25 protein-coding genes are annotated in these 25603 nt (G+C 73.2%); 7 read left to right on the forward strand and 18 right to left on the reverse strand.

Annotated features, from left to right (window positions below):
• Window positions 1-37 precede the first annotated feature (37 nt).
• On the reverse strand, window positions 38-523 hold the full coding sequence (locus AC2CHG_RS12485; RefSeq protein WP_013288937.1) for a CarD family transcriptional regulator: 486 nt from the start codon (window positions 521-523) through the stop codon (window positions 38-40).
• Window positions 524-851: 328 nt separating this feature from the next.
• Here AC2CHG_RS12485 and AC2CHG_RS12490 point away from each other — a divergent pair, with 328 nt between their 5' ends.
• Window positions 852-1547, forward strand: coding sequence for a hypothetical protein (locus AC2CHG_RS12490; RefSeq protein WP_484524778.1), 696 nt, complete (start codon window positions 852-854; stop codon window positions 1545-1547).
• Between the two features lie 18 nt (window positions 1548-1565).
• Here AC2CHG_RS12490 and AC2CHG_RS12495 read toward each other — a convergent pair whose 3' ends face one another.
• The 4 genes from AC2CHG_RS12495 to AC2CHG_RS12510 are packed head-to-tail and all read right to left on the reverse strand — an operon-like array spanning window position 1566 to window position 5265.
• Window positions 1566-2168: a hypothetical protein gene (locus tag AC2CHG_RS12495; RefSeq protein WP_484524779.1), complete on the reverse strand. Its 603-nt coding sequence runs from the start codon at window positions 2166-2168 to the stop codon at window positions 1566-1568.
• Window positions 2169-2207: 39 nt separating this feature from the next.
• The gene (locus AC2CHG_RS12500; RefSeq protein ID WP_355513260.1) at window positions 2208-3260 is read right to left on the reverse strand and encodes a type III polyketide synthase; all 1053 of its coding nucleotides are present in this window, start codon (window positions 3258-3260) and stop codon (window positions 2208-2210) included.
• Between the two features lie 38 nt (window positions 3261-3298).
• Window positions 3299-4465, reverse strand: coding sequence for an acyl-CoA dehydrogenase family protein (locus AC2CHG_RS12505; protein WP_484524780.1), 1167 nt, complete (start codon window positions 4463-4465; stop codon window positions 3299-3301).
• 41 nt (window positions 4466-4506) lie between these two features.
• A complete protein-coding gene (locus AC2CHG_RS12510) occupies window positions 4507-5265 on the reverse strand; it encodes a methyltransferase domain-containing protein (RefSeq protein ID WP_262013379.1) in 759 nt (252 codons plus the stop codon).
• Between the two features lie 45 nt (window positions 5266-5310).
• Between AC2CHG_RS12510 and AC2CHG_RS12515 the strand changes: the two genes are divergently transcribed.
• The 4 genes from AC2CHG_RS12515 (at window position 5311) to disA (ending at window position 9894) form a co-directional block, all read left to right on the forward strand.
• Window positions 5311-6141 carry a UbiA family prenyltransferase gene (locus tag AC2CHG_RS12515; RefSeq protein ID WP_355513254.1) on the forward strand — a complete coding sequence of 277 codons (831 nt, stop codon included), beginning with the start codon at window positions 5311-5313 and terminating at the stop codon, window positions 6139-6141.
• A 141-nt stretch (window positions 6142-6282) separates the two neighbouring features.
• Complete coding sequence (locus AC2CHG_RS12520; protein WP_355513251.1) at window positions 6283-7032, forward strand: hypothetical protein; 750 nt, start codon at window positions 6283-6285, stop codon at window positions 7030-7032.
• 100 nt (window positions 7033-7132) lie between these two features.
• A complete protein-coding gene (gene radA / locus AC2CHG_RS12525) occupies window positions 7133-8584 on the forward strand; it encodes a DNA repair protein RadA (protein WP_370584979.1) in 1452 nt (483 codons plus the stop codon).
• Window positions 8585-8703: 119 nt separating this feature from the next.
• Window positions 8704-9894, forward strand: a complete 1191-nt coding sequence (disA, locus tag AC2CHG_RS12530) for a DNA integrity scanning diadenylate cyclase DisA (RefSeq protein ID WP_262013383.1) — start codon at window positions 8704-8706, stop codon at window positions 9892-9894.
• 8 nt (window positions 9895-9902) lie between these two features.
• Here disA and AC2CHG_RS12535 read toward each other — a convergent pair whose 3' ends face one another.
• The 3 genes from AC2CHG_RS12535 to AC2CHG_RS12545 all read right to left on the reverse strand — a co-directional run bounded on the left by AC2CHG_RS12535 (window position 9903) and on the right by AC2CHG_RS12545 (window position 11842).
• Window positions 9903-10664 carry a hypothetical protein gene (locus tag AC2CHG_RS12535; protein WP_484524781.1) on the reverse strand — a complete coding sequence of 254 codons (762 nt, stop codon included), beginning with the start codon at window positions 10662-10664 and terminating at the stop codon, window positions 9903-9905.
• A 105-nt stretch (window positions 10665-10769) separates the two neighbouring features.
• Window positions 10770-11333 carry a peptide deformylase gene (locus AC2CHG_RS12540; protein WP_269703668.1) on the reverse strand — a complete coding sequence of 188 codons (564 nt, stop codon included), beginning with the start codon at window positions 11331-11333 and terminating at the stop codon, window positions 10770-10772.
• On the reverse strand, window positions 11330-11842 hold the full coding sequence (locus AC2CHG_RS12545; RefSeq protein ID WP_262013385.1) for a glycine cleavage system transcriptional repressor: 513 nt from the start codon (window positions 11840-11842) through the stop codon (window positions 11330-11332). Before AC2CHG_RS12545 ends, AC2CHG_RS12540 begins: the two co-directional genes overlap by 4 nt.
• Window positions 11843-11938: 96 nt before the next feature.
• Between AC2CHG_RS12545 and AC2CHG_RS12550 the strand changes: the two genes are divergently transcribed.
• Complete coding sequence (locus AC2CHG_RS12550) at window positions 11939-12838, forward strand: HhH-GPD family protein (protein WP_484524782.1); 900 nt, start codon at window positions 11939-11941, stop codon at window positions 12836-12838.
• A gap of 242 nt (window positions 12839-13080) precedes the next feature.
• Here AC2CHG_RS12550 and AC2CHG_RS12555 read toward each other — a convergent pair whose 3' ends face one another.
• The 3 genes from AC2CHG_RS12555 to lysS form a co-directional block, all read right to left on the reverse strand.
• Window positions 13081-15618 carry an ATP-dependent Clp protease ATP-binding subunit gene (locus AC2CHG_RS12555; RefSeq protein WP_064446770.1) on the reverse strand — a complete coding sequence of 846 codons (2538 nt, stop codon included), beginning with the start codon at window positions 15616-15618 and terminating at the stop codon, window positions 13081-13083.
• Between the two features lie 516 nt (window positions 15619-16134).
• Entirely contained in the window at window positions 16135-16485 is a 351-nt protein-coding gene (locus tag AC2CHG_RS12560) for a histone-like nucleoid-structuring protein Lsr2 (RefSeq protein ID WP_013288952.1), read from the reverse strand.
• Window positions 16486-16608: 123 nt separating this feature from the next.
• The gene (gene lysS, locus AC2CHG_RS12565) at window positions 16609-18117 is read right to left on the reverse strand and encodes a lysine--tRNA ligase (protein ID WP_484524783.1); all 1509 of its coding nucleotides are present in this window, start codon (window positions 18115-18117) and stop codon (window positions 16609-16611) included.
• Window positions 18118-18210: 93 nt separating this feature from the next.
• Here lysS and AC2CHG_RS12570 point away from each other — a divergent pair, with 93 nt between their 5' ends.
• Complete coding sequence (locus tag AC2CHG_RS12570; protein ID WP_484524784.1) at window positions 18211-18957, forward strand: class I SAM-dependent methyltransferase; 747 nt, start codon at window positions 18211-18213, stop codon at window positions 18955-18957.
• Between the two features lie 2 nt (window positions 18958-18959).
• On the opposite strand, the gene AC2CHG_RS12575 is transcribed toward AC2CHG_RS12570, so the two are convergent.
• The 7 genes from AC2CHG_RS12575 to AC2CHG_RS12605 all read right to left on the reverse strand — a co-directional run.
• Window positions 18960-19718, reverse strand: a complete 759-nt coding sequence (locus tag AC2CHG_RS12575; protein WP_013288955.1) for a type III pantothenate kinase — start codon at window positions 19716-19718, stop codon at window positions 18960-18962.
• Window positions 19719-19727: 9 nt separating this feature from the next.
• The gene (nadC, locus tag AC2CHG_RS12580) at window positions 19728-20624 is read right to left on the reverse strand and encodes a carboxylating nicotinate-nucleotide diphosphorylase (protein WP_355511610.1); all 897 of its coding nucleotides are present in this window, start codon (window positions 20622-20624) and stop codon (window positions 19728-19730) included.
• Window positions 20621-22312: an L-aspartate oxidase gene (locus AC2CHG_RS12585; RefSeq protein ID WP_484524785.1), complete on the reverse strand. Its 1692-nt coding sequence runs from the start codon at window positions 22310-22312 to the stop codon at window positions 20621-20623. Before AC2CHG_RS12585 ends, nadC begins: the two co-directional genes overlap by 4 nt.
• A gap of 61 nt (window positions 22313-22373) precedes the next feature.
• Entirely contained in the window at window positions 22374-23267 is an 894-nt protein-coding gene (locus AC2CHG_RS12590; RefSeq protein ID WP_484524786.1) for a septum formation family protein, read from the reverse strand.
• Window positions 23268-23500: 233 nt separating this feature from the next.
• A complete protein-coding gene (gene panD / locus AC2CHG_RS12595) occupies window positions 23501-23929 on the reverse strand; it encodes an aspartate 1-decarboxylase (protein ID WP_262013392.1) in 429 nt (142 codons plus the stop codon).
• 30 nt (window positions 23930-23959) lie between these two features.
• Window positions 23960-24802, reverse strand: coding sequence for a pantoate--beta-alanine ligase (gene panC, locus AC2CHG_RS12600; RefSeq protein WP_355511604.1), 843 nt, complete (start codon window positions 24800-24802; stop codon window positions 23960-23962).
• Window positions 24802-25603 (reverse strand): Rossmann-like and DUF2520 domain-containing protein (locus AC2CHG_RS12605; protein WP_484524787.1); only part of this gene is annotated, 802 nt, incomplete at its 5' end. The genes AC2CHG_RS12605 and panC, both read right to left, overlap by 1 nt.

Consider the following 25603-nt stretch of genomic DNA (forward strand, 5'->3'; position numbering starts at 1 on the left):
TCGTTCGCTGCGGGGTGGGTAGAGGCAGAGGCGTGGATCAGGCCTCGGTCAGCACCTTGTCGAGCAGCGTCTCAGCCTCGTCCTTGGTGCTCTTCTCCGCCAGCGCGACCTCGCCGACGAGGATGTCACGAGCCTTGGCGAGCATCCGCTTCTCGCCCGCCGACAGGCCCCGCTCCCGCTCCCGGCGCCACAGGTCGCGGACGACCTCGGCCACCTTCAGCGGGTTTCCGGAGGCCAGCTTCTCCAGATTCGCCTTGTAACGCCGCGACCAGTTGGTCGGCTCCTCGGTGTGCGGTGCACGGAGCACGTCGAAGACCTTGCCCAGGCCCTCTTCGCCGACCACCTCGCGCACACCCACGATCTCGGCGTTCTCGGCGGGCACCCGGACCGTCAGGTCACCCTGCGCGACCCTCAGGACGAGGTATTCCCTGGGCTCGCCCTTGATGACCCGAGTCTCGATTGCCTCGATGAGTGCGGCCCCGTGGTGGGGGTAAACAACGGTCTCGCCGACACTGAAAACCATAGGTTCGAAACCCCTTTCGCTGTGTCTAGGGTAACACGCTCAGGCACCGATGTCTCACCGCTGTCCTGATCGTTGGCGCAGCTCAGGGGCCCTGTGAGAGGTATTTCTTCAGCTTGACAGGCGGTCAAACCGATGCTTTCGACACGCTCCGTGAGGAACACGTGACAACCCGGTAAGGGGTGACGGGAGCGTCCAGATCTAGGGCAATGCGCTCCTTCCATGGTAGCTCCGCAACTCCGTCCGCGCCCAGGTGTGGCGTTACGGCGGTCGGTGCGGGACGCTGGTGAGGGACGTGACGTCCGCTCACCGAGACGTTCCTGGGGGTCCGATGGGCGTGCCTGACGCTGACGGCCAGGGGCAGCCGGACGGGCTGCCCGGCCTGCCTCCGGAGTGGGGCCGGGTGGTCGTCCCGGACGACGCCTCGGCGCTCGCCGACGAGGCCCGGCAGGTCCGCCGGGAGCTGCGCCGCGCGCGGCAGGGCTCCGGCCGGCGTACCGTTCCGGCCCGCCTCGGGCTGCCGGTGCTGATCCTGCTCGTGTCGGTGCTCGTCACACTCGCCGGGCTGGCCGCCGTCACCTGGCCGCGTACCACCACGCGGTCCGGCGCGCCGACGGTGCTCCCCCGCTCCACCACCGCGCCGCAACCGGTCGGCCCACTGCCCGCGCTGGACCTGGTCGGCGCCGACGACACACCGGTACCGCTGCGCAGCCTGCTGCCCGCCATGATCATCCTCGTCGACGCCTGCGCCTGCGCCGAGCAGGTCGGCACCGCGGCGCGCGCCGCGCCGCCCGGCGTCACGGTGGTCACCGTGACCGAGGGCCGCAGCGCCGGACCCGCGAGCGTCCCCGGGGTACGCCCGCTCGGCGACCCGGCCGGCGGCCTGCGCTCCTACCTGCACCTGTCCGCCCATCCCGGCACCGCCGCCGCGCTGCTCGTGGACCGGCAGGGCTCGCTGATCCGGGTGGTGCCGGAGCTGGGCCCGCTGTCGGACTACGGCGCCGACCTGGCCCGGCTGGGCGGCTGAGGGCCGGCGCGACGGCGGTCAGTAGAGCGCTTCGAGCCGGGCGTCCAGTTCGGCCCGGCCGCGTACGCCGGTGAACCGCACCAGCACCGGCGCGCCGGTGCCGCCCAGCAAGGGCAGCTCCAGCCGCCCGCCGCACCGGAGGAACCGACGCGCGTCGCCGGACCCGGTACCGGAGAGCTGCACGGCGACCGCCCCGTCCCCGGAGCAGCTCACCGTCAGCCGGTAGTCGTCGCCCCGCGAGGGGTTCACCTGCCGTACGACGGGCGGCCCGTCCGGCGTCAGGTCGGACGTCTCCCGCCACACCACGTGCGACACCTGGAGCACACGCGAGGTGCCGTCCTCCTCGACCCGGAGCACCACCGACCGGTCCGGTGCCGTGGCCGGCCCACGGAGTGCCCTGGGCGTCGGGTCGCGCCCCGGTCGTGCCGGCCAGGCGTCGCCTGTCGACGGGTCGACCCGCCAGGTGCGGGCGATCGGTTCGGCGCTCGCGGGCGGCGCCGGCACGGCAGTGGCCGCACCCGGCTCCGGTGCCGCCGCCCGCCACCAGGCCGCGCCGGCCGCCAGTGCCAGAACGGTCAGGACGGTCAGCGGTACCCGCCCGTCCCGCTCGTCGGAGGCCATGACGGCAGCGTATCCGCGCGGCCCGGGCGGGGCGAGCCGTCAGCCCACCCGTTCCAGCAGCACCGCGTAGAGCGTCAGGCCCGGTCCGAACGCGAGCATCACCACCCAGCGCGGCGGCGACGGCTCCGTACGCCACAGCCGGTCCAGGATCAGCAGCACGGTCGGGGACGAGCAGTTGCCGTGCTCGGCGAGCGTCCCCCGGGACGCGGCGAGCCCGTCCGGCGGCAGGGCCAGCTCACGCTCCACCACGTTGAGGATCCGCGGCCCGCCCGGGTGCACCGCCCAGCCGTCCACGTCGGAGCGCTCGCACCCGTGCCGCGCCAGCAGGTCGTCGACCAGTTTTTGCACGTGCCGGGACAGGACCTGCGGCACCTTCGGCGACAGCCCCATCCGGAAACCGGTGTCGGTGACGTCCCAGGTCATGTGGTCCGCGGTGGAGGTGTCGGTGACCGAGGTGACCTCGCGCAGCGCGTACCCCCGGCCGCCGGGGACGACCACGGCGGCGACCGCGGCGTCCGAGAACAGCGCGTGGGAGACGATCTGCTGGGTGTCCACCCGGGCACCCGGCGGCTGGATGTGCAGGCTGGTCAGCTCCGCACAGAGCAGCAGCGCGGGCCGCCCGCGGGCGGTGACGAAGTCGCTCGCCGCGCCCAGCCCGGGCAGGGCCGCGTAGCAGCCCATGTGCCCGACGAACATGCGCTGGGTGCTCGGGGACATGCCCAGGTCCCGGGCGAGCAGGATGTCCAGCCCCGGGGTGGCGTACCCGGTGCAGGAGCAGACGATAAACAGCCCGATGTCGGAGGCGTCCAGGCCGGCGGCGGTGAGTGCCCGGCTGACCGCCTCCTTGCCCAGCGGCAGCGCCTCGACCTGGTAGCGGCGCATCCGGCGCTCGGTCGGCCACTCCGAGACGTCCTCCAGCAGCGGGTTGACCGCCGCCTGCCGCCGGGTGACGCCCGAGTTCGCGAAGATCCGCTCGGCCAGCGCCCTGGTGTTCCCCTGGAAGTGCTTCGCGAAGAAGCCCGTCCACAGTTCGTCCTGCATCGCGGCCGGCGGTTGCGCCGTACCCAGACCCGCTATCACCGGCATGCCCACGTCCCCCACCCCTCCCTCATCTCTCGCACCAACCCTGGTCACCAACGAGGGAGCGCGCTGTCCCGGTCCGGGTCGCCGCCCAGCGCGGCGATGCCGAGCCAGTCGGCGCACACGTCGGACGTGGCCGGATGCAGCGAGCCGCAGCGGGCGTCCCGGTAGAGCCGCTCCAGCGGATGCCCGCGCCGGGTCGCCGACGTACCAGCCGCCTCCAGCATGGAGGCCGCGACCTCGGCGGCGGTGGTGCCGGCGAGCAGCTTGGCCCGCCACACCCAGCGGTTCGTCTCGGCGTCGCCGGGCGCCTCGTCGACCCGGCGGGCCGCCTCGGCGACCACCAGTTCGGCGGCGGCGGTGGCCGCGTCGGCCCGGCCCAGGCGGGCCCGCACCGCGGGCAGCCCGGCGAGGTTGCGGACGTTGAGGTGCTCGGCCGCCGCGTCGATGGCGGCCCGGGCCACGCCGACGTAGACCGCCGCGTAACTCGCCACCAGCCAGTGCGGCATGAGCTGGGCGACGACCAGGGCCAGCCCTTCGACGCCGCCGAGCAGCCGGTCGGCCGGGACCGTCACGTCCAGGTGCACGTCGTGCGAGGAGGTGGCCCGCATGCCGAGCGAGTCCCAGGTGGGCTCGACGGTGATCCCGTCCCCGGCCGGGATCAGGAACTGCGACACCACCGACTGGTCGGCGGCGCTGCGGGCGGCCACCAGGTAGCCGTCCGGGTGCCCGGCGCCGGAACAGAACGTCTTGCTGCCCTTGATGTGCCAGCCGCCGTCGACCGGCTCGTAGACGGTGCTGAGCTGCGACAACCGGGCGCCGGCGCCGCGTTCGCTCATCGCCACCGCGTACCAGGCGCCGTCCGCAGCCGCGCGCAGCAGCCGGTCCCGCGCCGCCAGGGCCTCGTCCGGTACGCCGAGCGCCTCGGCCAGTTCCTCGGTGACCGCGCCCAGCGCCCCGGTGACCGAGGCGTGCATGTTGAACACCAGCGCTGTGGCGCCGTTGCCCCGGGCCAGTTCGGTGGCGACGGCGGCGTACTCGGCGAAACTCGCGCCCGTACCGCCCAACTCGGGGGGCACCATCAGGCCGAACAGCCCTGCTTCCCGCAGGTCCGCGAAGTCGTCCACGGGGAACGAGCCGTCGCGGTCGTGCTCGGCCGCGCGGGCGGCCAGTCGCGGCGCCAACCGGCGGGCCGCCTCCAGCGCGTGCACAGTCATGTCGCCCCCTTCTCGGCGTCCTTTACCCCGGGCGGCCCCGGCTACCCGCCCCGGCGCCCCCAGCCCTGGTACAGCACCGCTGTCGACCGGGTCGGCACGATGCGCGGTTCGGTCCTGCCCGGACGGTCGGCGCCGCCGCGCATACGGCGCAGCAGCCAGGCAAGCGTGCCGCCCAACTGCGGGCGGACCCCGCGCACCGTCAGCGACACGCCGTGCCGGGCGCACTCGGCGACCAGTGCGCGGGCGTCGACGAACAACCGCGGATCGTGGATGCCGCGCGGCACGGTGGGCAGCCGTTCGCCCAGTTCCACGGCGACGAGCCGCGCCAGCAACGTGTCGTTGAGCGTGTCCAGCACCAGCAGGCCACCCGGGCGCAGCAGCCGGCACGCCTCGGCTACCGCCCGCCGCCAGTCCGGTACGTGTTCCAGCAGCTCACCGGCGGAGACCACCGCCGCGCAGCCGTCGGCCAGCGGCACCGCCGTGGCGTCGGCCCGGACCACCGTCACGCCGTGCGCGGCGGCCTGGTCGAGCGCGGAGCGGGTCAGGTCCACCCCGACGTGGTGGTAGCCCTTGCCGGCCAGGTGCGGCGCCAGCAGCCCGGCGCCGCAGCCCAGGTCGACGAGCAGATCGTCCGGCGTGGACGCCGCCGGTACCAGCGCCGCCCGGGCCCGGGCCAGCCAGTGCAACATCGCGAACGCGCCGTCCGGCCGCCACCACTCGCCGGCCAGGTCGTCGTACTGCCGGGGGTCGTTCGGCGGCAGCACCCGGTACGGAGTGGACACCGGCGACGCGTCGGGCATGCGTCGAGCGTGGCACGACTGCCCGGTAACGACCAGACTTCTCTTATGTCGACGCGGGTGTTAGGGCTGGTCAGGGCGAGCCATCCGGAGCCCGCGGCGGCGGTCACAGTGGTCGCCGCGCTGCTCGCCGCCGGTGCCGGGCACTCCGTGGCAGGCGTGGTGGCGGTGGCGCTGACGGTGCTGGCCAGCCAGCTCGCGGTCGGGTGGAGCAACGACCTGATCGACGCCGACCGGGACGCGGCGGTGGGGCGTACCGACAAACCGGTGACCACCGGCGAGGTCGCCCGGCCGGCGCTGGCCGCGGCCACCGCGGTGGCCGCCGTCGCCGTGCCGGTGCTCGCGCTGGCCGGCGGCCCGGCCGCGGCGGGCTGCGCCACGCTGGGCCTGGTCTCCGCGCTGCTCTACAACCGGCCGCTGAAGTCGACGCCGGTGTCGGTGCTGCCCTACGCGGTCTCGTTCGGCGCGCTGCCCGCGTTCGTGGTGCTGGCGCTGCCCGGCTCGCCGATGCCCCCGGCGTGGCTGGTGGCCGCCGCCGCGCTCCTCGGCGCCGGCGCGCACTTCGCGAACGTGCTGCCGGACCTGGCCGACGACGCCCGGACCGGGGTGCACGGCCTGCCGCACCGGCTCGGGCCGGTCGGCAGCCGGCTGGCCGCCGCCGGGCTGCTGCTCGCGGCCACCGTCGCGCTGGTCTTCGGCCCGCCCGGGCCGCCGTCGTGGGCCGGCCTGTCGGCGGTCGCCGCCGCCGTGGCCGTGCCGGCGGTCGGCTGGTACGCGGGACGCGCGGCCGCCGGCCGCTCGGCGACCGCCTTCCGGGCGGTGCTGGTGGTGGCGCTCATCGATGTGGTGCTGCTGGTGACGAGCGGCCGGGTCGTCTGAGCGGTCCCTCCCGAGGTGGTATTGCCGGGTCCGCGTGCGGGCCTCGATCAGCTCCAACTACCCTGGAGCGCGGTCTGCGCGGGTATGGCCACCCCGTGCCCGGTGGTCGACCGGGCGGGGATCGTGACGAGGAGGACCGACGTGACGCGCTCGATCAGGGGTTCCCGGGGGCCGGCCCTGCTGCTGGCCGGCACGGCGGCGGCGAGCCTGCTGCTGTCCGGGTGCGGCGCCGGGCAGATTTCCGAGACCGCCAACAAGATCCCGTCGGTACAGGGCGTCAACGTCCAGACCTCCGACAACCTCTACAAGGTGCGCGGGCTCTACGTGCAGTTCCCGGGCCCGAAGGGCTACGAGGCCGGGTCGAACGCGCCGGTCAACGTGGTGATCTACAACGACAGCGAGAAGCCGGTGACCGTGACGGTCACGACCGACAGCGCGCGGGAGATCGTGCTCACCGGTTCCGGCGCGGGCGAGAGCGGCGCCGCCACCCCGACCGGTTCGCCCACCGAGCCGGTCACCACCTCGCCGACCGCGTCCGACCCGAGCGCGTCGCCGAGCCAGTCGCTGGAGGTGACCGGGTCGCCGTCGGCCAGCCCGTCGCCGAGCGAGAGCGAGTCCGCGCCCGCCGGTCAGCCGGCCCGGATCGAGATCCCGGCGCTCAGCTACGCCCAGCTCAACGCCGGCAACCCGCGGTTCCTCCAGCTCGTCGGCCTGAACGAGAAGCTGCTCGTCGGCCAGCAGGTCAACCTGACCTTCGACTTCGGCGACGGCAGGGTCGTCAAGACCCCGGCGCCGATCGGCATCCCGCTGACCGCGGAGGCCACGCCGTCGAAGATCGTGAACCCGCGTGAGCACGCCGGTGAGGACGGCGGCGCCGAGGGCGGCCACTGACCTCTCCCTCCTTCCGTCGGCACCGCCGCCGTGGCCAGCGCCACGCCGGCGGTGTCGCCGTTTCGGGTGGGCTTTCGTCGTACGGGCCGGTTAGCGTCCGGTGGTGACCTCGCCCCGATCGACCCCCTCCCGTGCCGGCGCCGGCCGCGGTCGCGCCGCGACCCGCGAACCCCGACCGGCCTACGAGTGCGACGCCTGCGGCCACCAGCCCCCGAAGTGGGTGGGCCGGTGCCCCGAGTGCGGCGAATGGGGCTCGGTGGTCGAGTGCACCGTCACCGGCCCGCTGGTCTCCGGCCGGGTGGTCAGCTCGCGGATGCCGGCCGAGCCGGCCCGGCCGATCGCCACGATCAGCGCCGCGCCCGCCCGTGCGCGTCCCACCGGCGTGAGCGAGCTCGACCGGGTGCTCGGCGGCGGGCTGGTCCCCGGCGCGGTGGTGCTGCTCGCCGGTGAGCCCGGCGTGGGCAAGTCGACGCTGCTGCTCGACGTGGCCCAGCAGTGGGCGGCCGGGGCCGGCAGCCCGTCGCTGGTGGTCAGCGGCGAGGAGTCGGTCAGCCAGGTGCGGCTGCGCGCCGAGCGGATGGGCGCCCTGCACGACCAGCTCTACCTGGCCGCCGAGAGCGACCTGTCGGCGGTGCTCGGCCACCTCGACGCGGTCAAGCCGGGCCTGCTGGTGCTCGACTCGGTGCAGACCATCTCGACCACCGGCACCGAGGGCGTGCCCGGCGGCGTCACCCAGGTCCGCGCGGTCACCGCCGCCCTCGTCGCGGTCGCCAAGGAGCGCGGCATCGCCACCGTGCTGGTCGGGCACGTCACCAAGGACGGCCAGGTGGCCGGCCCCCGGGTGCTGGAGCACCTGGTCGACGTGGTGCTGCACTTCGAGGGCGACAAGCACTCCTCGCTGCGCATGGTGCGCGGCGTGAAGAACCGCTTCGGCGCGGCCGACGAGGTGGGCTGCTTCGAGATGCACGAGGGCGGCATCAGCAGCCTGGCCGACCCGTCCGGCCTGTTCCTGACCCGCTACTCCGAACCGGTGCCGGGCACCTGCGTGACGGTGGCGATGGAGGGGCGCCGGGCGCTGGTGACCGAGGTGCAGGCACTGATCGGCGCCACCGTCGCCGGCTCGCCGCGGCGTACCGTCTCCGGCCTCGACAGCGCCCGGCTCGCGATGGTCCTCGCGGTGCTCCAGCGCCGCACCGAGCGGCTCACGCTGCACGACCGGGAGGTCTTCGCCGCCACCGTCGGCGGCATCCGGGTGGTGGAGCCGGCAGCCGACCTGGCGGTGGCGCTCGCTGTCGCCTCCGGCGGGCTCAACCTGGCGCTCAACCCGCACCTGGTGGCGATCGGCGAGGTGGGCCTGACCGGTGAGGTCCGCCGGGTCGGCGCGGTGCCCCGCCGACTGGCCGAGGCCGCCCGGCTCGGCTTCCGGCTGGCCCTCGTGCCGCCCGGGTGCGGGCCCGAGAGCAGCGGCGCCGGGCCGGAGAACATGCGGGTGATCGAGGTCACCGACGTGCGGGCCGCCCTCCAGGCGGCCGCACGCGCGTCGGCGGAGTGACACGGTGGGCGTTTCCGGGCAGGCCACGCAGGCCGCACCGACCCGCCCGAGCCGGGCATCGTGACACATCACAGTAACCACGAGAGCACCCACCGCATGGCAGTCCGTAGACTGTGCCCGTGCCGATCGACCGCGATGCCACCAAGCCCGCAACGGCGACGCCGCACGCCCGTACCGGCGCCGTGACCGGCAACCCCGCTCGTGCCATCAGCGTGAGCGTCAACGGAAGCGTCGGCACCGGGGCCGGCGCCGATCCGCTGCGCGCCAACCTCGCCCTGATGGCTCCGGGCACCGCCCTGCGGGACGGCCTGGAACGGATCCTGCGCGGCCGCACCGGCGCGCTGATCGTGCTCGGCTACGACAAGGTGGTCGAGCAGATCTGCACCGGCGGCTTCCCGATGGACGTGGAGTTCTCCGCCACCCGGGTCCGGGAGCTGTGCAAGATGGACGGCGCGGTGGTGCTGTCCAGCGACGGCACCCGGATCGTGCAGGCCGGCGCACACCTGATGCCCGACCCGTCCATCCCCACCGAGGAGTCCGGCACCCGGCACCGCACCGCCGAGCGGGTGGCCCGGCAGACCGGCTATCCGGTCATCTCGGTCAGCCAGTCGATGCGGATCATCAGCCTCTACGTCAACGGCCAGCGGCACGTGCTGGACGACTCGGCGGCCATCCTGTCCCGCGCCAACCAGGCGCTCGCCACGCTGGAGCGCTACAAGCTGCGGCTGGACGAGGTCTCCGGCACGCTCTCCGCGCTGGAGATCGAGGATCTGGTCACCGTCCGCGACGCGGTGGCTGTGGTGCAGCGGCTGGAGATGGTCCGGCGGATCGCCGACGAGATCGCCGGCTACGTGGTGGAGCTGGGCACCGACGGCCGTCTGCTGGCCCTTCAGCTCGACGAGCTGATGGCCGGCGTGGACGCCGACCGCACCCTCGTCATCCGCGACTACCTGCCGACCGGCCGCAAGTCGCGCACGCTCGACGAGGCGCTCGTCGAACTCGACCTGCTCAGCGCCACCGAGCTCATCGACCTCGTGGCGGTGGCGAAGGCGATCGGCTACCCGTCCGCCTCCGACGCGCTCGACGCCGCGGTCAGCCCGCGCGGGTTCCGCCTGCTGGCGAAGGTGCCCCGGCTGCCGGTCGCCGTGGTCGACCGGCTGGTGGTGCACTTCGGCAGCCTCCAGCGGCTGCTCGGCGCGACCGTGGAAGACCTCCAGGCGGTCGAGGGCGTGGGCGACGCCCGCGCCCGCGGCGTCCGCGAGGGCCTGTCCCGGCTCGCCGAGGCCAGCATCCTCGAACGGTACGTCTGACCGACCGCTCAGCCGGTGACGGTCAGCTTCACCGGCTCGCTGATCTTGGTGCCGACCCGGGCGAACACCTGGTACGCGCCGATCGCGGCGAACTCACCGCTCGCCAGCCCGTTCGCGCACTTGTTGTCCAGCCGGCCGTTCCAGCCCAGCTCGTAGGAGCGCTCGAAGTTCGGCGTGAACGACTGAACGTCCGAGCCCTTGCCGGTGCCGCAGGTGTCCGACGACCAGATCTTCTCCGCGCCCGACTTGACGTACAGCTCCTGGAGGTCGGCGCCGACGTCCCGGCTGCACGTACGGTTCGACACGTTCTTGACCTTGAGGCGCAGCGTGACCACAGTGCCCCGCTGGGCGGTGGCAGGAACCGCCACCGGGGTCACCAGCAGCTCGGAGTCGGTGCAGGTGCCGTCGTCGGAGACCGGCTGACCGGTAGCGCCGCCGTTGCCGGTGCCGCCCCCGTTGTTCGCGCCCCCGCCGGTGTTCCCGCCGTCGCCGCCGGTGTTTCCGCCGCCGTTGTTCGCGCCACCGCCGCCGGCCTCACCCGGTGTCGGTGACGGGTTGCCCGACTGCGGGGTCAGCACCGAGCCGGACGGGTCGGGCTGAGCGCCGGCGGAGCCGCTCGGGGACGGGTCCGTGCCCGGAGCGCCGGTGTTGCGGTCCGTACCGGTGCAGGAATACAACAGGACAATCAGGAAGAGCAGCCCCGCTCCGAGCACGACGGCACGACGCCGCCAGTACACGGCAGGGGGCAGGGGGCCGACCGTCAGACGCATGATGCGCCTACCGTAGCCGCGCGGCGCACGGCTCGCCGGTCCGACGCGCCGAGGACCCGCCGCCGTACGGCCACGCTCGTCCACACTGGATTCCGACGGCCACCGTCAGAGGTAGACCTTGCGCTGGTAGATCGCGTGCGCGCCGGCCACCCGGTCGAGGAAGAGCAGCCCGGCGCAGTGGTCGATCTCGTGCTGGAGCGCCCGCGCCTCGAAGCCGTCGGTCACCAGCCGGACCGGCTCGCCGCTGCCGGGAAGCGCGCCCTCGACCACCAGCCGGCTGGCCCGCTTCACGTCGCCGGTCAGGTCCGGCACCGACATGCAGCCCTCCCGGCCGGCCTTCCACCGGGACGCCTCGACCACGCGGGCGTTGCAGAGCACGAACGTGCCGTGCACGGTGACCGCCTTCGGATGCCCCGTCACGTCCACCGCGAACACCTGCGCGCTCACCCCGACCTGCGGCGCAGCCAGGCCCACGCAACCGGGCGAGACGCGCATCGTGGCCACCAGGTCGGCGGCGAGCCGCACCACCTCGGCAGACGTCGGGTCGACCTCCGGACCAGGTTGGCTCAGCACCGGCTCCGGGGCGGTGACCACCGGGCGTACCGCACCGGGGACGCCGAGCTTCTCCGGGGTCCAGCCGCCCAGGCCCGCGTACTCCGGCCCGGTCACAGCAGATCCGTGTCCGCCGGGCGGAGGCTGACCCCCACACCCAGCTCCGCGGCGACGCGGGTGAGCCGGCCGGCCACCTCGTCCGACACGCCCGGCGGCAACTCGACCTCGGCGACCACCACGTACAGCGAACCGGTCAGCCGGGTGCTCAGGTCGGTCACGTTCCCGCCCGCGTCGGTCAGCACCCGGGTCATGGCCGCGACGATGCCCATCCGGTCGGCGCCGTGCACCGCGAGCACGTACGGCTCCCCGGTGGGCTCGCTGCCGCCGTCGGGCGTGACCGCGCGTACGGTCGCCAGCAGGTGCCCGTCGGCAGCGAGCGGGGCCAGCTCGGCCTCGACGTCGGCGGCGGCCGGGCCCACGCAGATCAGGGTCATCGCGAAGTGTCCACGCAGCCGGGTCATCGTGGAGTCGGTGAGGTTCGCGCCGAGGCGGGCGAGGACCTCCGCGACGTCGGCCACGATGCCCGGCCGGTCCCGGCCGATGACGGTGATCGCGAGCTCGTTCATTCGGACATTCTGCCCCGTCGTCCATGATCGATCGCGACCGGCCACCCGGCCCGCCCAACCTGCGGGAAAGACAGCCGTGACATGATCGGCGGCGCGATGTCCGATCCCACATTCGCCACCCAGGTCAGCCGGTGGTACGAGCGCAACGCCCGCGACCTGCCCTGGCGCAAGCCCGGCATCGGTGCCTGGGCGATCCTGGTCAGCGAGGTCATGCTCCAGCAGACCCCTGTGGTCCGGGTGGTGCCCGCCTGGGAGGCGTGGCTGGCCCGCTGGCCCGAACCACGCGCGCTCGCCGAGGACACCCCGGCCGAGGCGATCCGGATGTGGGGACGGCTCGGCTACCCCCGCCGGGCGGTACGCCTGCGCGAGTGCGCGGTGGCGATCGTGGAACGCCACGGCGGCGTGGTGCCCGACCGGCTCGACCAGTTGCTGGCGCTACCCGGCGTCGGCACGTACACGGCCCGCGCGGTCGCCGCGTTCGCGTACGGGCAGCGGCACCCGGTGGTCGACACCAACGTCCGGCGCGTGGTGTGCCGGGCGATCGCCGGTGAACCCGACGCCGGCCCCACCACCCGCCCGGCCGACCTGGTCGCCACCGAGGAACTGCTGCCGCCCGAGCCGGCCGCCGCCGCGCTCGCCAGCGCCGCGTTCATGGAACTCGGCGCCGTCGTCTGCACCGCCCGCGCGCCACGCTGCGCGATCTGCCCGGTCGAGTCGAGCTGCGCCTGGCGGGCCTCCGGGCAGGCCGCGCCTGAGGGACCGACCCGCCGGACGCAGCGCTATGCCGGCACCGACCGGCAGGTACGCGGACTGCTGCTCGCGGTGCTGCGGGAGTCCACCGGCCCGGTGCCGCACCAGCGGCTGGATCAGGTGTGGCACGACGACGTGCAGCGGGCGCGAGCGCTGGCCGGCCTGGTCACCGACGGCCTGGTGGAACCGGTGGGCGAGGCGTTCTTCCGCCTGGCCGGCGACGGCCCCGCCGTCCCCCTCCCCTGACGGCCCCCACCCCACCCCGACCCCGCCTCCGCCCGCCCTCGGCTCGCCCCGTTGATCATGAAGTTGGCGGCGACAAATGGGGCGCCAAGTGCGGTCAACCTCATGATCGACCACGGCAAGGGCGGGCGGGGAGGGCGAGGAGGGCGCGTGGGTAAGCGTGGGTGGGCGTGGGTGGGCGTGGGGAAGGCGACGGCCCCGGTGGCTTTCGCCTACCGGGGCCGTCGCCCTCGAACTGTGCGGACTTACGCGGCGTCGTCAGCGCCCGTGGCGGCGGTGCCGCCGAGGTCCGCCGGGACCGCGTCCGGCACGGCGTCCGGCCGGTCCGCGCCCCGGAAGACGAGCTTGGACTTGTCGATGTTCTCCGGGTCGCCCTCGCAGTCCACGACCACGATCTGACCCGGGGTCAGCTCGTTGAACAGGATCCGCTCGGACAGGTTGTCCTCGATGTCGCGCTGGATCGTGCGACGCAGCGGCCGCGCGCCCAGCACCGGGTCGAAGCCCTTCTTCGCGAGGTACTTCTTCGCGTTGTCGGTCAGCTCCAGGCCCATGTCCTTGTTGCGCAGCTGGGTCTCGATGCGCTGGATCATGATGTCGACGATCGAGAGGATCTCGGTCTCGCGCAGCTGGTGGAAGACGATGGTGTCGTCGATCCGGTTCAGGAACTCGGGCCGGAAGTGCTGCTTGAGCTCGTCGTTGACCTTCTGCTTCATCCGGTCGTAGTTCGACTCGGAGTCCTCAGAGGCCTGGAAGCCCAGCGACACCGCCTTGGCGACGTCGCGCGTACCGAGGTTGGTGGTCAGGATGATGACCGTGTTCTTGAAGTCCACGATCCGGCCCTGGCCGTCGGTGAGGCGCCCGTCCTCCAGGATCTGGAGGAGCGTGTTGAACACGTCCGGGTGGGCCTTCTCGATCTCGTCGAAGAGGACCACCGAGAACGGCCGGCGACGCACCTTCTCGGTCAGCTGCCCGCCCTCGTCGTAGCCGACGTAGCCGGGAGGGGCACCGACGAGCCGGGACACCGTGTACCGGTCGTGGAACTCCGACATGTCGAGCTGGATGAGGGCGTCCTCGCTGCCGAACAGGAACTCGGCGAGCGCCTTGGACAGCTCGGTCTTACCGACGCCGGACGGGCCGGCGAAGATGAACGAGCCGGACGGGCGCTTCGGGTCCTTCAGGCCGGCCCGGGTACGCCGGATCGCCTTCGAGACCGCCTTGACCGCGTCCTCCTGGCCGATGACGCGCTTGTGCAGCTCGTCCTCCATGCGCAGCAGGCGCGAGGTCTCCTCCTCGGTCAGCTTGTAGACCGGGATGCCGGTCCAGTTGCCGAGCACCTCGGCGATCTGCTCGTCGTCGACCTCGCTGACGACGTCCAGGTCACCGGCCTTCCACTCCTTCTCCCGCTGCGCCTTCTGGCCCAGCAGCTGCTTCTCGGTGTCGCGCAGCTGCGCGGCCCGCTCGAAGTCCTGCGCGTCGATCGCGGACTCCTTGTCGCGGCGCACCTGGGCGATGCGCTCGTCGAAGTCGCGCAGGTCCGGCGGCGCGGTCATCCGGCGGATCCGCATCCGGGCGCCCGCCTCGTCGATCAGGTCGATCGCCTTGTCCGGCAGGAACCGGTCGGAGATGTACCGGTCGGCGAGCGTCGCGGCGGCGACCAGGGCGGCGTCGGTGATGGAGACGCGGTGGTGCGCCTCGTAGCGGTCCCGCAGGCCCTTGAGGATCTCGATGGTGTGGGCCAGCGACGGCTCACCCACCTGGATCGGCTGGAAACGACGCTCCAGAGCGGCGTCCTTCTCCAGGTGCTTGCGGTACTCGTCGAGCGTGGTGGCGCCGATGGTCTGCAGCTCACCACGGGCCAGCATCGGCTTGAGGATGCTGGCGGCGTCGATCGCGCCCTCGGCCGCGCCCGCACCGACGAGCGTGTGGATCTCGTCGATGAACAGGATGATGTCGCCGCGGGTGCGGATCTCCTTGAGCACCTTCTTCAGGCGCTCCTCGAAGTCACCGCGGTAGCGGGAACCGGCGACCAGGGCACCGAGGTCGAGCGTGTAGAGCTGCTTGTCCTTCAGCGTCTCGGGCACCTCGCCCTTGATGATCTTCTGGGACAGGCCCTCCACCACGGCGGTCTTGCCGACGCCGGGCTCGCCGATCAGCACCGGGTTGTTCTTGGTGCGGCGGGACAGCACCTGCATGACCCGCTCGATCTCCTTCTCGCGCCCGATGACCGGGTCGAGCTTGCCCTCGCGGGCGGCCTGGGTCAGGTTGCGGCCGAACTGGTCCAGCACGAGGCTGGTCGACGGCGCGGCCTCACCCGGCGCGGCACCGGCGGCGGCCGGCTCCTTGCCCTGGTAGCCGGAGAGCAGCTGGATGACCTGCTGGCGGACCCGGTTCAGGTCGGCGCCCAGCTTCACCAGGACCTGGGCGGCGACGCCCTCGCCCTCGCGGATCAGGCCGAGCAGGATGTGCTCGGTGCCGATGTAGTTGTGGCCGAGCTGCAGCGCCTCGCGCAGCGACAGCTCCAGCACCTTCTTGGCCCGCGGCGTGAACGGGATGTGCCCGCTCGGCGCCTGCTGGCCCTGGCCGATGATCTCCTCGACCTGCTGACGCACGCCCTCCAGGGAGATGCCGAGGCTCTCCAGGGCCTTTGCCGCGACACCCTCACCCTCATGGATCAGGCCCAGCAGGATGTGTTCCGTACCGATGTAGTTGTGGTTGAGCATCCGGGCCTCTTCTTGGGCCAGGACGACAACCCGTCGCGCTCGGTCGGTGAACCGCTCGAACATGCCCTCGTGCTCCTCACGTGCCGTGCGCCTTGATGGTCAGATCTCGGCGGGGCCGGTGCGCGGACGTCCGGGACGGGCGTCCGTGCCTCCTTACTCTATCGCCGCGGACCGTCTCCGCTGAGGTCGTGTGCCCTCGCGAATGACCGTTCCGACGTCGTTTCTGACAACCGTCCACGCTCAGGAGGTGTTCCGGGGCCCCTGCCTGTACGCGCAGAGCGAAATTCGACCGGCACCCGAACGGCCGGTCGAGTGGACCGGAGGCGGCAACCGATGCGTCCGCCGGGTCGTCCACAGCCTGTGGATGAAGTCTCCACCGCCTGTGGACAACCGTCCCCGGCGGGGTTTTCTTCCCGGCCGCCGCGACCGAGCGCGGCACGGTGGGCCGGACCGGACATCCGGCACCGGGCGACAGGACCGGGACGCGGTGGCGCAGCCGTGACAGCGGACCGGAAACGGCGACGCCGGCCCGGAGTCGCACTCCGGTCCGGCGTCGCGTCGCCCGTGACGAGGGTGGGGTCAGTGCCCCGCCTTCGCGTGGTACTCGTCCACGATCTCCTGCGGGATCCGGCCCCGGTCGGAGATGTCCTTGCCGGCCTTCTTGGCCCATTCGCGGATGGCCCGGTTCTGCTCGCGGTCGGCGGTCGCGCCGCCCCGGCCCCGAGCGGCCCGGCCACCCACGACCACACCCCCGCGACCGACCTTCGTTCCGTTCGCGATGTACGGCGCGAATACGTCGCGCAATTTACCGGCGTTGGATGCGGAGAGGTCGATCTCGTACTGCACACCGTCGAGCGCGAACTTGACGGTCTCGTCAGCGTCCCCGCCGTCCAGGTCATCGACCAGCTTGTGAATGATCTGCTTGGCCACGTCCCACATTCCTTTCGAGCAGGGTTGTACTCCTGCAATACTCCGAGCACAATAACCCGTCCGGCGCTTGTTCCGTCAATAGGACCGGGTAACGAGCCGGAGAAGGCTTGCAGGGGCGAGCGTCTACTCGGGCCGGACCAACGGGAACAGGATCGTTTCCCGAATTCCGAGCCCGGTCAGTGCCATCAGCAGCCGGTCGATTCCCATTCCCATGCCACCGGACGGCGGCATTCCATACTCCATCGCTCGGAGAAAATCCTCGTCCAGTCGCATCGCCTCGTCGTCCCCGCGCGCCGCGAGCTGCGCCTGGGCCACCAGCCGCTCCCGCTGCACGACCGGGTCGACCAGCTCCGAGTACGCGGTGCCCAGCTCGAATCCGAGCACATAGAGGTCCCACTTCTCGGCCAGGCCCGGCTCGCTGCGGTGGGCCCGGGTCAGCGGGCTGGTCTCCTCCGGGTAGTCCATGACGAACGTCGGCGCCTGAAGCGACGGCACGACCAGTTCCTCGAACAACTCCTCGGCCAGCTTGCCCGGTCCCCACTTCGGGTCGACGGAGAGACCGACCTTGTCCGCGTACTCGACCAGGCGTGCCCTTTCGGTGCGGACGGTGACCTCCTCACCGAGCGCTTCGGAAAGAACACCGAACAGCGACACCGACCGCCACTCGCCGCCCAGATCGAACTCACGGCCGTCGGCGTGCGTCACCACGGTCGAGCCGGCGACCGCCACTGCGGCCTGCTGTACGAGATTTCGGGTCAGCTCCGCCATCGTGTGGTAGTCGCCGTACGCCTGGTACGCCTCCAGCATCGCGAACTCGGGCGAGTGCGAAGAGTCGATGCCCTCATTACGGAAGTTGCGGTTGATCTCGAAGACGCGGTCCACGCCACCGACCACCGCGCGCTTGAGAAACAGTTCCGGCGCGATTCGCAGATACAGATCCGTGTCGAGCGCATTGCTGTGGGTCACGAATGGGCGTGCCGCCGCGCCGCCGTGCAGCAGTTGCAGCATCGGCGTCTCGACCTCGATGAAGTCCTGCCCGTGCAGGGTGTCGCGCAGGCTGCGGACGGCGGTGGCCCGGGTACGGACCATCTGCCGGGCCTGCGGCCGGACCACCAGGTCCACGTAACGCTGGCGGACCCGGGACTCCTCGCTGAGCGGCTTGTGCGCCACCGGCAGCGGGCGCAGCGCCTTGGCGGTCACCGCCCACTCCTCGGCGAGAACGGACAGCTCGCCGCGCCGGCTGGTGATCACCTCGCCGGTCACGCCGACGTGGTCGCCGAGGTCGACCACGCGCTTCCAGTCCCCCAGCCGCTCCGCGCCGACCCGGTCCAGCGAGAGCATCGCCTGGACCTCGGTGCCGTCACCGTCCCGCAGCGTCGCGAAGCAGAGCTTGCCGGTGTTGCGGATGAAGATCACCCGGCCGGTGACCGAGACCCGGTCGCCGGTGGCGGTGTCGGTGGGCAGGTCGCCGTAGCGCTCGCGCAGCCGCGCGAGCGTCGTGGTGCGCGGGAAACCCACCGGGTACGGCTCGACGCCCTCGGCGAGCATCCGGTCCCGCTTCTCCCGGCGGACCTTCATCTGCTCCGGAAGGTCGTCGGCGGGGTCTGTTGGCAGGGCGTTCTGCTCGGTCACGGCACGCTTCCTCAGGCCTTGGGGACATCGGCGGGGTCAGCACATGAGCGTACTCAAGCGCCGTGGCGGCCGTTACGGGATAACCTGCCCGCCATGACCGACCCCACTGCGGCCCTCTCGTTCGGCGCCGCCGCGGCCGATTACGACCGGTTCCGCCCCCGCTATCCGGAGGCCGCGCTGCGCTGGGCGCTGGACGGGCTGCACGACGCCCGGGTGGTCGATCTCGGCGCCGGCACCGGCATCCTCACCCGCGGGCTCCTGGCGCTGACCGGGCCGGTGGCTCAGGTCGTACCCGTGGAACCTGATCCGGGGATGCGGGCGCAACTGGCCGCCGCGACGCCCGGCGCGACGGCGCTGGCCGGCAGCGCCGAGGCGGTGCCGCTGCCGGACGGGTCGGCGGACGCGGTGCTGGTCGGGCAGGCCTACCACTGGTTCGACAGGGAACGGGCGCACGCCGAGGTGGCCCGCGTGCTGCGCCCGGGCGGCACGTTCGCGCCGGTCTGGAACATCCGGGACGAGCGGGTCGGCTGGGTGGCGGAGGTGACCCGGATCGCCCACCTCGGCGACAACGCGGGCGACGTGACCCAGCGGTACGCGGACTTCGGTGCCGCCTTCACCGAGGTCGAGGTGGGCGAGTTCGCGCACGCCACCACGCTGACGCCGGACGAGGTGGTGGGCATGCTGCACACCCGCTCGTTCTGGCTGACCGCCGACGCGGACGAGCGGCGGCGGGTCGACGCGGAGCTGGCGGAGCTGTTCGCGACCCATCCCGACCTGGCCGGGCGGGAGACCGTCGAGCTGCCCTACCGCACGTTCGTGCTCCGCGCCCGCCGCCGCTGACCTCAGACGTTGCGGTCGTAGACCATCCGCAGGCCGATCAACGTGATCATCGGCTCGTGGTGGGTGATGGTGTGGCACTCGCCGAGCACCAGCGAGGCCAGGCCGCCGGTGGCGATGACCGCCTTCACGCCGCCCAGTTCCTCGGACATCCGCTCGACGATCCGGTCCACCTGGCCGGCGAAGCCGAAGTAGAGCCCGGCCTGGAGGCACTCGACGGTGTTCTTGCCGATCACCGAACGCGGGCGGGTCGCCTCCACCTTGCGCAGCTGAGCGGCGCGGGCGGCGAGCGCGTCGAAGGAGATCTCGATGCCGGGCGCGAACGCACCGCCGAGGAACTCCCCCCGGCTGCTGACCAGGTCGAAGTTGGTGGTGGTGCCGAAGTCCACGACGATCGACGGCCCGCCGTAGAGCGTGTACGCGGCCAGCGTGTTCACCACCCGGTCCGCGCCCACCTCCTTCGGGTTGTCGATGGCGAGCTGTACGCCCGTCCGGACACCCGGCTCGACGATCACACTGGGCAGGTCGGCGTAGTACCTGTCGAGCATGGTGCGCAGCGAGCGCAGCGCGGCCGGCACGGTCGAGCAGGCGGCCACGCCGGTGATCTCCACGGCGTCCCCGGCGAGCAGGCCGCGGAACATCAGGCCCAGCTCGTCCGCTGTGGAACGGGCGTCGGTCTTGATCCGCCACGAATGCACCAGCTTGTCGCCGTCGAAGGTCGCCAGCACGGTGTTCGTGTTTCCGATGTCGATGCAGAGCAGCACAGCGGCAGCCTAGACGTCACGCAGGTCGAGGGCGATGTCCAGGATCGGCGAGGAGTGGGTGAGCGCGCCGACGGAGAGGAAGTCGACGCCCGTCGCGCCGTACTCGGCGGCCATCGGCAGCGTCAGCCCTCCGGTGGCCTCCAGCTCCGCCCGGTCGCCCACCGACGCCACCACCTCGCGCAGCTGCGCCGGGGTCATGTTGTCCAGCAGCAGGAACCGGGCGCCCGCCTCGACCGCCTCCACCGCCTCGGCCGGCGTGTCCACCTCCACCTGCACCGCGACGTCGGGGAACGCCTCCCGGACCCGGCGGAACGCGGCAGCGATCCCGCCCGCCGCGACCTTGTGGTTGTCCTTGATCATGGCGACGTCGTACAGGCCCATCCGCTTGTTGGTGCCGCCACCGGCCCGGACCGCGTACTTCTCCAGCGCCCGCAGGCCCGGCGTGGTCTTGCGGGTGTCCAGCACCATCGCCTTCGTGCCGGCCAGCGCGTCGGCCCAGGCCCGGGTGTGCGTCGCCACCCCGGACATGCGGGACAGCAGGTTCAGCGCCGTCCGCTCGGCGGTCAGCAGCAGCCGGGTCGGCCCGGTCACTGTGGCCAGCACGTCGCCGCGCGCGACCCGCTGCCCGTCGTGAGCCACGAGCGAGACCTCGACCGTACGCCCCGCGCCGGTCACCTCGCCGACCAGCTCGAACACGGCGGCGGCGACGGGCAGCCCGGCCACCACGCCGTCGGCGCGCGCCACCAGGTCGGCCGTGTCGTGCTGCTCGTCCGGGATGGTGGCCACGCTCGTCACGTCGAGGAAGTCGGGTCCGAGATCCTCGTGCAGCGTGTCGACGACGACGTGCCGGACCCACTCCGGGTCCAGGCCGCCGTCCCGCAACGCCCGCTCCGTCGACTCCCTCATGAGTGCTTCTCCTCCCAGCGCTCGGCCACCATGCCGTCCGTGCCCACCTCGGCCACCAGGTGGCCCAGCCACCGCTCGTCTGCCGTCGGGAAGTCCTCCCGCCAGTGGCAGCCCCGCGTCTCCTGGCGCGCGTACGCGGCCGCGACAAGCGTCGACGCCACGGTGAGCAGGTTCGTCGCCTCCCAGTCGGCGGTACGCGGCACGCCCCGGCCCGCGCCCAGCCCGGTGAGCGTGGCGGCGGTGGCTTCCAGCGTGTCCGCCGAGCGGAGCACGCCGGCGCCCCGCGTCATCGCCCGTTGCAGCTCCGCCGTGCCGGACGCCGGCACCAGCGCGCCCGGACCGCCCACCCAGGCGCCGGTCTCCGCCGGGCGGGCCTGCTCGGGCAGCCCGGCGGCGATGTCCTCGGCGATCCGGCGGGAGAAGACCAGCCCTTCCAGCAGCGAGTTGCTGGCCAGCCGGTTCGCGCCGTGCACGCCGGTGCAGGCGACCTCGCCGCAGGCGTACAGGCCGGGGATGGAGGTACGGCCTCGCAGGTCGGTCCGGACGCCGCCGGAGGCGTAGTGCGCGGCCGGCGCGACCGGGATCAGGTCGGTCGCCGGGTCCACGCCGATGGCCAGGCAGGACGCCACGATGGTGGGGAACCGCCGGGCCAGGAAGTCGCCGCCCAGGTGCCGGGCGTCCAGGAACACGTGGTCCGCGCCGGACGCGAGGAGCACCCGGTGGATGCCCTTCGCGACCACGTCCCGGGGTGCCAGCTCAGCCAGTTCGTGCCGGCCGACCATGAACCGCTTCCCGTCGCCGTCGACCAGGTGGGCGCCCTCGCCGCGCAGCGCCTCGGAGACCAGCGGCTGCTGGGCCAGCCCCGCGCCCGGGCCGCCCGCCGGCACGATGAGCGCAGTCGGGTGGAACTGGACGAACTCCACGTCGGTGACGGCAGCGCCCGCGCGCAACGCCAGCGCCACGCCGTCCCCGGTGGAGACCGCCGGGTTCGTGGTGGCGGCGAAGACCTGCCCCATGCCGCCGGTGGCGAGCACCACCGCGCGGCCGAGGATCGCGCCGACGCCGTCCTCGCTGCCCTCACCGAGCACGTGCAGCGTGATGCCGCAGGCCGGGCCGAGCCCGTCCGGTCCGTCGCCGGGTGCGCGCAGCAGGTCCAGCACCAGCGCGTGCTCGACCAGCCGGATCCACGGGTCGCGGCGGACCGCGTCGTGCAGCGCCCGCTGCACCTCCGCGCCGGTGGCGTCACCGCCCGCGTGCACGATCCGGTCGGCCCGGTGGCCGCCCTCCCGGGTCAGCATCAGCGAACCGTCCGGGTTGCGGTCGAACTCCGCCCCGATCCGCATCAGCTCGCGCAGCCGGGTCGGGCCCTCGGCCACCAGTGCGCGGACCGCCGCCGGGTCGCACAGGCCGACGCCGGCGACCTCCGTGTCGTACGCGTGCGCGTCCGGCGTGTCCGCCGGGTCCAGCACGGCGGCGATCCCGCCCTGCGCCCAGCGGGTCGAGCCCTCGTCCATGTCGACCTTGGTGACCACCGTGACGTGCAGGCCGGCCTCACGCAGGTGCAGCGCGGCGGTCAGCCCGGCCACGCCGGATCCGACCACGATCACGTCTGTCGTCTCCACCCAGCCGGGGGCGGGTGCGGCGAGCAGCCGGGGCAACGCCGGCAGGTCGACGGTCGGTAGGTCCATGAGCACAGTCAACCCGAAGCGAACTCGACTCGGGCGCGGGGGGCGTGACGAGTGCCCTCGGCTACCTCGTCCGGCGCGGGAGGGCGGCCGGTCCGGCGCCCTTCAGTGAGGTGGTCACCGTCCGGTTGCTGAGCCACAGGTAGCAGCGCACGCCCCGGTCGCCGACCGCCCAGCGACCGGCGGCGGGCGGGCGGACCACCACGTCACTGCGGTAACGCAGGAACGCGTCGGCGGGCACCCCGGCGTAGCGGGCGATCACGCCGAAGCAGCCGTCGTAGAGCGGCACCCAGTCCTCCGGCTTCTTCGGGTACGGGCGGTCCGGCGCGGCCCACACGCCGACGAACTCGGCGTCGTGTGCGACAGCGCAGTCGACCGGGGTGAGCCGCTGCACGCGGCCCGCGTCCCGCCCGGTGCGCTGGCAGCCCAGCCGCAGCGGGGAGGGTGTCTTGAGCGCGTCACGCAGGCTGCCCGTCCGGGTGACCACGGTGGCCGCCGCCTCGACGGTGGTCAGCTCGGTGAGGTCGCACCGGTACCAGCGGGAGCCGGCTGTCCAGCCGAGGCCGGTCGGCACCGCCACCGCCAGCCGGAGCCGCCCGGCACGCCAGTCGTCACCCACGTACCCGGCGGCCCGCTTGTCGCAGTCGGCGAACGCGGCGCGCAGCTCGGGTGAGGCGAGCGGTGGCGGGGTGGGCCGGTCGGCGGTGAACGCACCGACGTGCACGGTCTCCACCCGGTGCGGCAGCTCGCAGCCGACCGGCGCGTACGCGGCCAGACCGACGCTCGCGGTGAAGTCGGCGACCTGGCAGACCCCGGCCGCCGGGGTGAACGGCCCGGGTGCGGCCATCGCGGCCCAGTCGTCGGTGAGGTCGCCGTCCAGCCCGCCGGTGCCGGCACAGCCGGTCAGGGCGGCGCCCGCGACCATCGCGGCGACCAGGAAGCTCATCGCACGGCGCATCGCGGCCTCCCCCAGCCGACGACCGTCGATCCCCGACGGTCCGCCCAGGGTAGCCGAAAATGACCTTCCGGTGACAGACCGCGTTCCCCGCCCGTCCGGCCCGCCCTCGCCCCCTCTCGCCCTCTCTCGCCCCGCCGATCTTGCGCTTGCTGCCCCGGCGAAAGGGGCGAACCGCCCGCGCCGAGGGCCGAAAGTGCAAGATCAACGGCGAGAGGGGGGGCGACCCGGGAGGGTCAGCTGCGGGCGGCGGCCAGGGGGTTGGGGATGGGGGCGCCGGCGGTGCCGGGGGCCGCCGTGGTCGGGTCGGCGGTCAGGTCGACGACCTTGTTGTCGGCGTCCACGTGCACCACCTTCGGGCGGTACGTGCGGGCCTCGGCGTCGTCCATCTGCCCGTACGAGATCAGGATGACCAGGTCACCGGGGTGCACGAGGTGCGCGGCGGCGCCGTTGATGCCGATCACGCCGCTGCCCCGCCGCCCCGGGATCACGTACGTCTCCAGCCGGGCGCCGTTTGTGATGTCCACGATCGCCACCTGCTCGCCGGGGATCAGGTCCGCCGCGTCGAGCAGATCCTCGTCCACAGTCACCGAGCCGACGTAGTGCAGGTCGGCCTGGGTCACGGTGGCCCGATGGATCTTCGACTTGAGCATGGTCCGCAGCATCGGGGTGCCTTTCCGCATTCGTGGTGGGGTTCAGGGACGCGGCGCGAGGTGGATCGCCGTGTTGTCGATCAGGCGGGTGGCGCCGACCCAGGCCGCGATCAGCAGCCGGGCCGGGCCGGCGACCGGGCCGGGTTCCAGCTCGGTGTCGGTGAGCACCAGGTAGTCCAGGCGGGCGTCCGGCGCGTCGAAGGCCCGGTGCGCGGCGGCCAGCACCTCGCCCGCGTCCTCACCCCGCTCGGCCGCCGTCGCGCCGGCCCGCAACGCGGCGGACAGGCTCAGCGCGGTCTCCCGCTCGGCCGCCGACAGGTACCGGTTGCGGCTGGACATGGCCAGCCCGTCCGGTTCCCGTACGGTCGGCACGCCGACGATCTCGGTCGGCACGTCGAGGTCACGGACCATCCGGCGGACCAGGGTGAGCTGCTGGTAGTCCTTCTCGCCGAAGAACGCCAGGTCGGGGCGGGTGAGCTGGAGCAGCTTCATGACCACGGTGAGCACGCCGTGGAAGAAGCCGGGGCGGCTCAGGCCCTCCAGGTCCTCGCCGAGCGGACCCGGGTCGAGCCGCACGCTCGGGCGGCCCTCCGGGTACATCTCGGTCACCGAGGGCGCGAACACCACGTCCACGCCGGCCCGACGGCAGATCTCCAGGTCGGAGTCGAGCGTGCGCGGGTAGCGGTCGAAGTCCTCGTTCGGGCCGAACTGCAGCGGGTTCACGAAGATCGTGACGATGACGTGACCGGCGCGCTCGCGGGCGGCCCGCAGCAGCGCCTCGTGCCCGGCGTGCAGCGCGCCCATGGTCATCACCACGCCGACCGGGCCGGCCATCGCCTCGCGCGCGGCCGCCAGTTCCTTGCGCGTGTGCAGCACCTCGGCCATCAGGCCGCCACCTCGATTCCGTCGAGCACGTTGCGCAGCGCGGCCGCGTCCGCCGGGCGGAGGCGGCCGACCGCGACGGCACGATCCGCCGTCCGTCGTGCCAACGCCAGATACGCGGGTACGGATTCCGGCGCGGTCCGCGCCAGCCGGTCCAGATGCCGGCGTACGGTGCCCGCGTCACCGCGCGACACCGGGCCGGTGAGGGCGTCGTCGCCCAGCCGCAGCGCGTTCTCCAGCGCGGCCCGCAGCAGCGGGGCGAGCACCTTCTCCGGCCGCTCCACCCCGGCGTCACGCAGCCGGTCGGCGGCCTCGTTGACGAGCGTCACCAGGTGGTTCGCGCCGTGCGCGAGCGCCGCGTGGTAGAGCGGCCGGTCGTTCTCACCGACCCACTCCGGTACGCCGCCCAGGTCCGCCACCAGCCGGGCCGCGAACGGGCGCAGCTCGGCCGGGGCGGTCACCCCGTAGGAGATGCCGGGCAGGCGGGCCAGGTCGTCCGGCGTACCGGTGAAGGTCATCGCGGGGTGCAGCGCGAGCGGCCGGGCGCCCGCCTCGACGGCCGGGGCCAGCGCGGCGAGCCCGTGCGCGCCGGACGTGTGCGCCACCACCTGGCCGGGGCGCAGCGCGCCGCTCGCGGCCAGGTCGGCGACCACGCCCGCCAGCGCGTCGTCCGGGACCGCGACGATCAGCAGGTCAGTGGCGGCACGCGCCACCTCGGACGCGGTGCGGTGCGGGGTCTGCGGCAGCAGCAGCGCCAGCCGGGCCCGTGTCGCGCCGGAGGCGCCGGACGCGGCGACCACCCGG

The organism is Micromonospora sp. ATLC20 (genome assembly GCF_057196585.1).

Bases quoted from the DNA above. Each gene is read 5' to 3' on its own strand.
- AC2CHG_RS12510 (WP_262013379.1), bottom strand. From the start codon at position 5,265: ATGCCCGACGCGTCGCCGGTGTCCACTCCGTACCGGGTGCTGCCGCCG.
- AC2CHG_RS12555 (WP_064446770.1), bottom strand. From the start codon at position 15,618: ATGTTCGAGCGGTTCACCGACCGAGCGCGACGGGTTGTCGTCCTGGCC.
- nadC (WP_355511610.1), bottom strand. From the start codon at position 20,624: ATGAGGGAGTCGACGGAGCGGGCGTTGCGGGACGGCGGCCTGGACCCG.
- AC2CHG_RS12550 (WP_484524782.1), top strand. From the start codon at position 11,939: ATGTCCGATCCCACATTCGCCACCCAGGTCAGCCGGTGGTACGAGCGC.
- AC2CHG_RS12485 (WP_013288937.1), bottom strand. From the start codon at position 523: ATGGTTTTCAGTGTCGGCGAGACCGTTGTTTACCCCCACCACGGGGCC.
- panC (WP_355511604.1), bottom strand. From the start codon at position 24,802: ATGGCCGAGGTGCTGCACACGCGCAAGGAACTGGCGGCCGCGCGCGAG.
- AC2CHG_RS12585 (WP_484524785.1), bottom strand. From the start codon at position 22,312: ATGGACCTACCGACCGTCGACCTGCCGGCGTTGCCCCGGCTGCTCGCC.
- AC2CHG_RS12535 (WP_484524781.1), bottom strand. From the start codon at position 10,664: ATGCGTCTGACGGTCGGCCCCCTGCCCCCTGCCGTGTACTGGCGGCGT.
- AC2CHG_RS12505 (WP_484524780.1), bottom strand. From the start codon at position 4,465: ATGACTGTGCACGCGCTGGAGGCGGCCCGCCGGTTGGCGCCGCGACTG.
- AC2CHG_RS12545 (WP_262013385.1), bottom strand. From the start codon at position 11,842: ATGAACGAGCTCGCGATCACCGTCATCGGCCGGGACCGGCCGGGCATC.
- AC2CHG_RS12490 (WP_484524778.1), top strand. From the start codon at position 852: ATGGGCGTGCCTGACGCTGACGGCCAGGGGCAGCCGGACGGGCTGCCC.
- AC2CHG_RS12495 (WP_484524779.1), bottom strand. From the start codon at position 2,168: ATGGCCTCCGACGAGCGGGACGGGCGGGTACCGCTGACCGTCCTGACC.
- AC2CHG_RS12515 (WP_355513254.1), top strand. From the start codon at position 5,311: ATGTCGACGCGGGTGTTAGGGCTGGTCAGGGCGAGCCATCCGGAGCCC.
- AC2CHG_RS12590 (WP_484524786.1), bottom strand. From the start codon at position 23,267: ATGCGCCGTGCGATGAGCTTCCTGGTCGCCGCGATGGTCGCGGGCGCC.
- AC2CHG_RS12570 (WP_484524784.1), top strand. From the start codon at position 18,211: ATGACCGACCCCACTGCGGCCCTCTCGTTCGGCGCCGCCGCGGCCGAT.
- panD (WP_262013392.1), bottom strand. From the start codon at position 23,929: ATGCTGCGGACCATGCTCAAGTCGAAGATCCATCGGGCCACCGTGACC.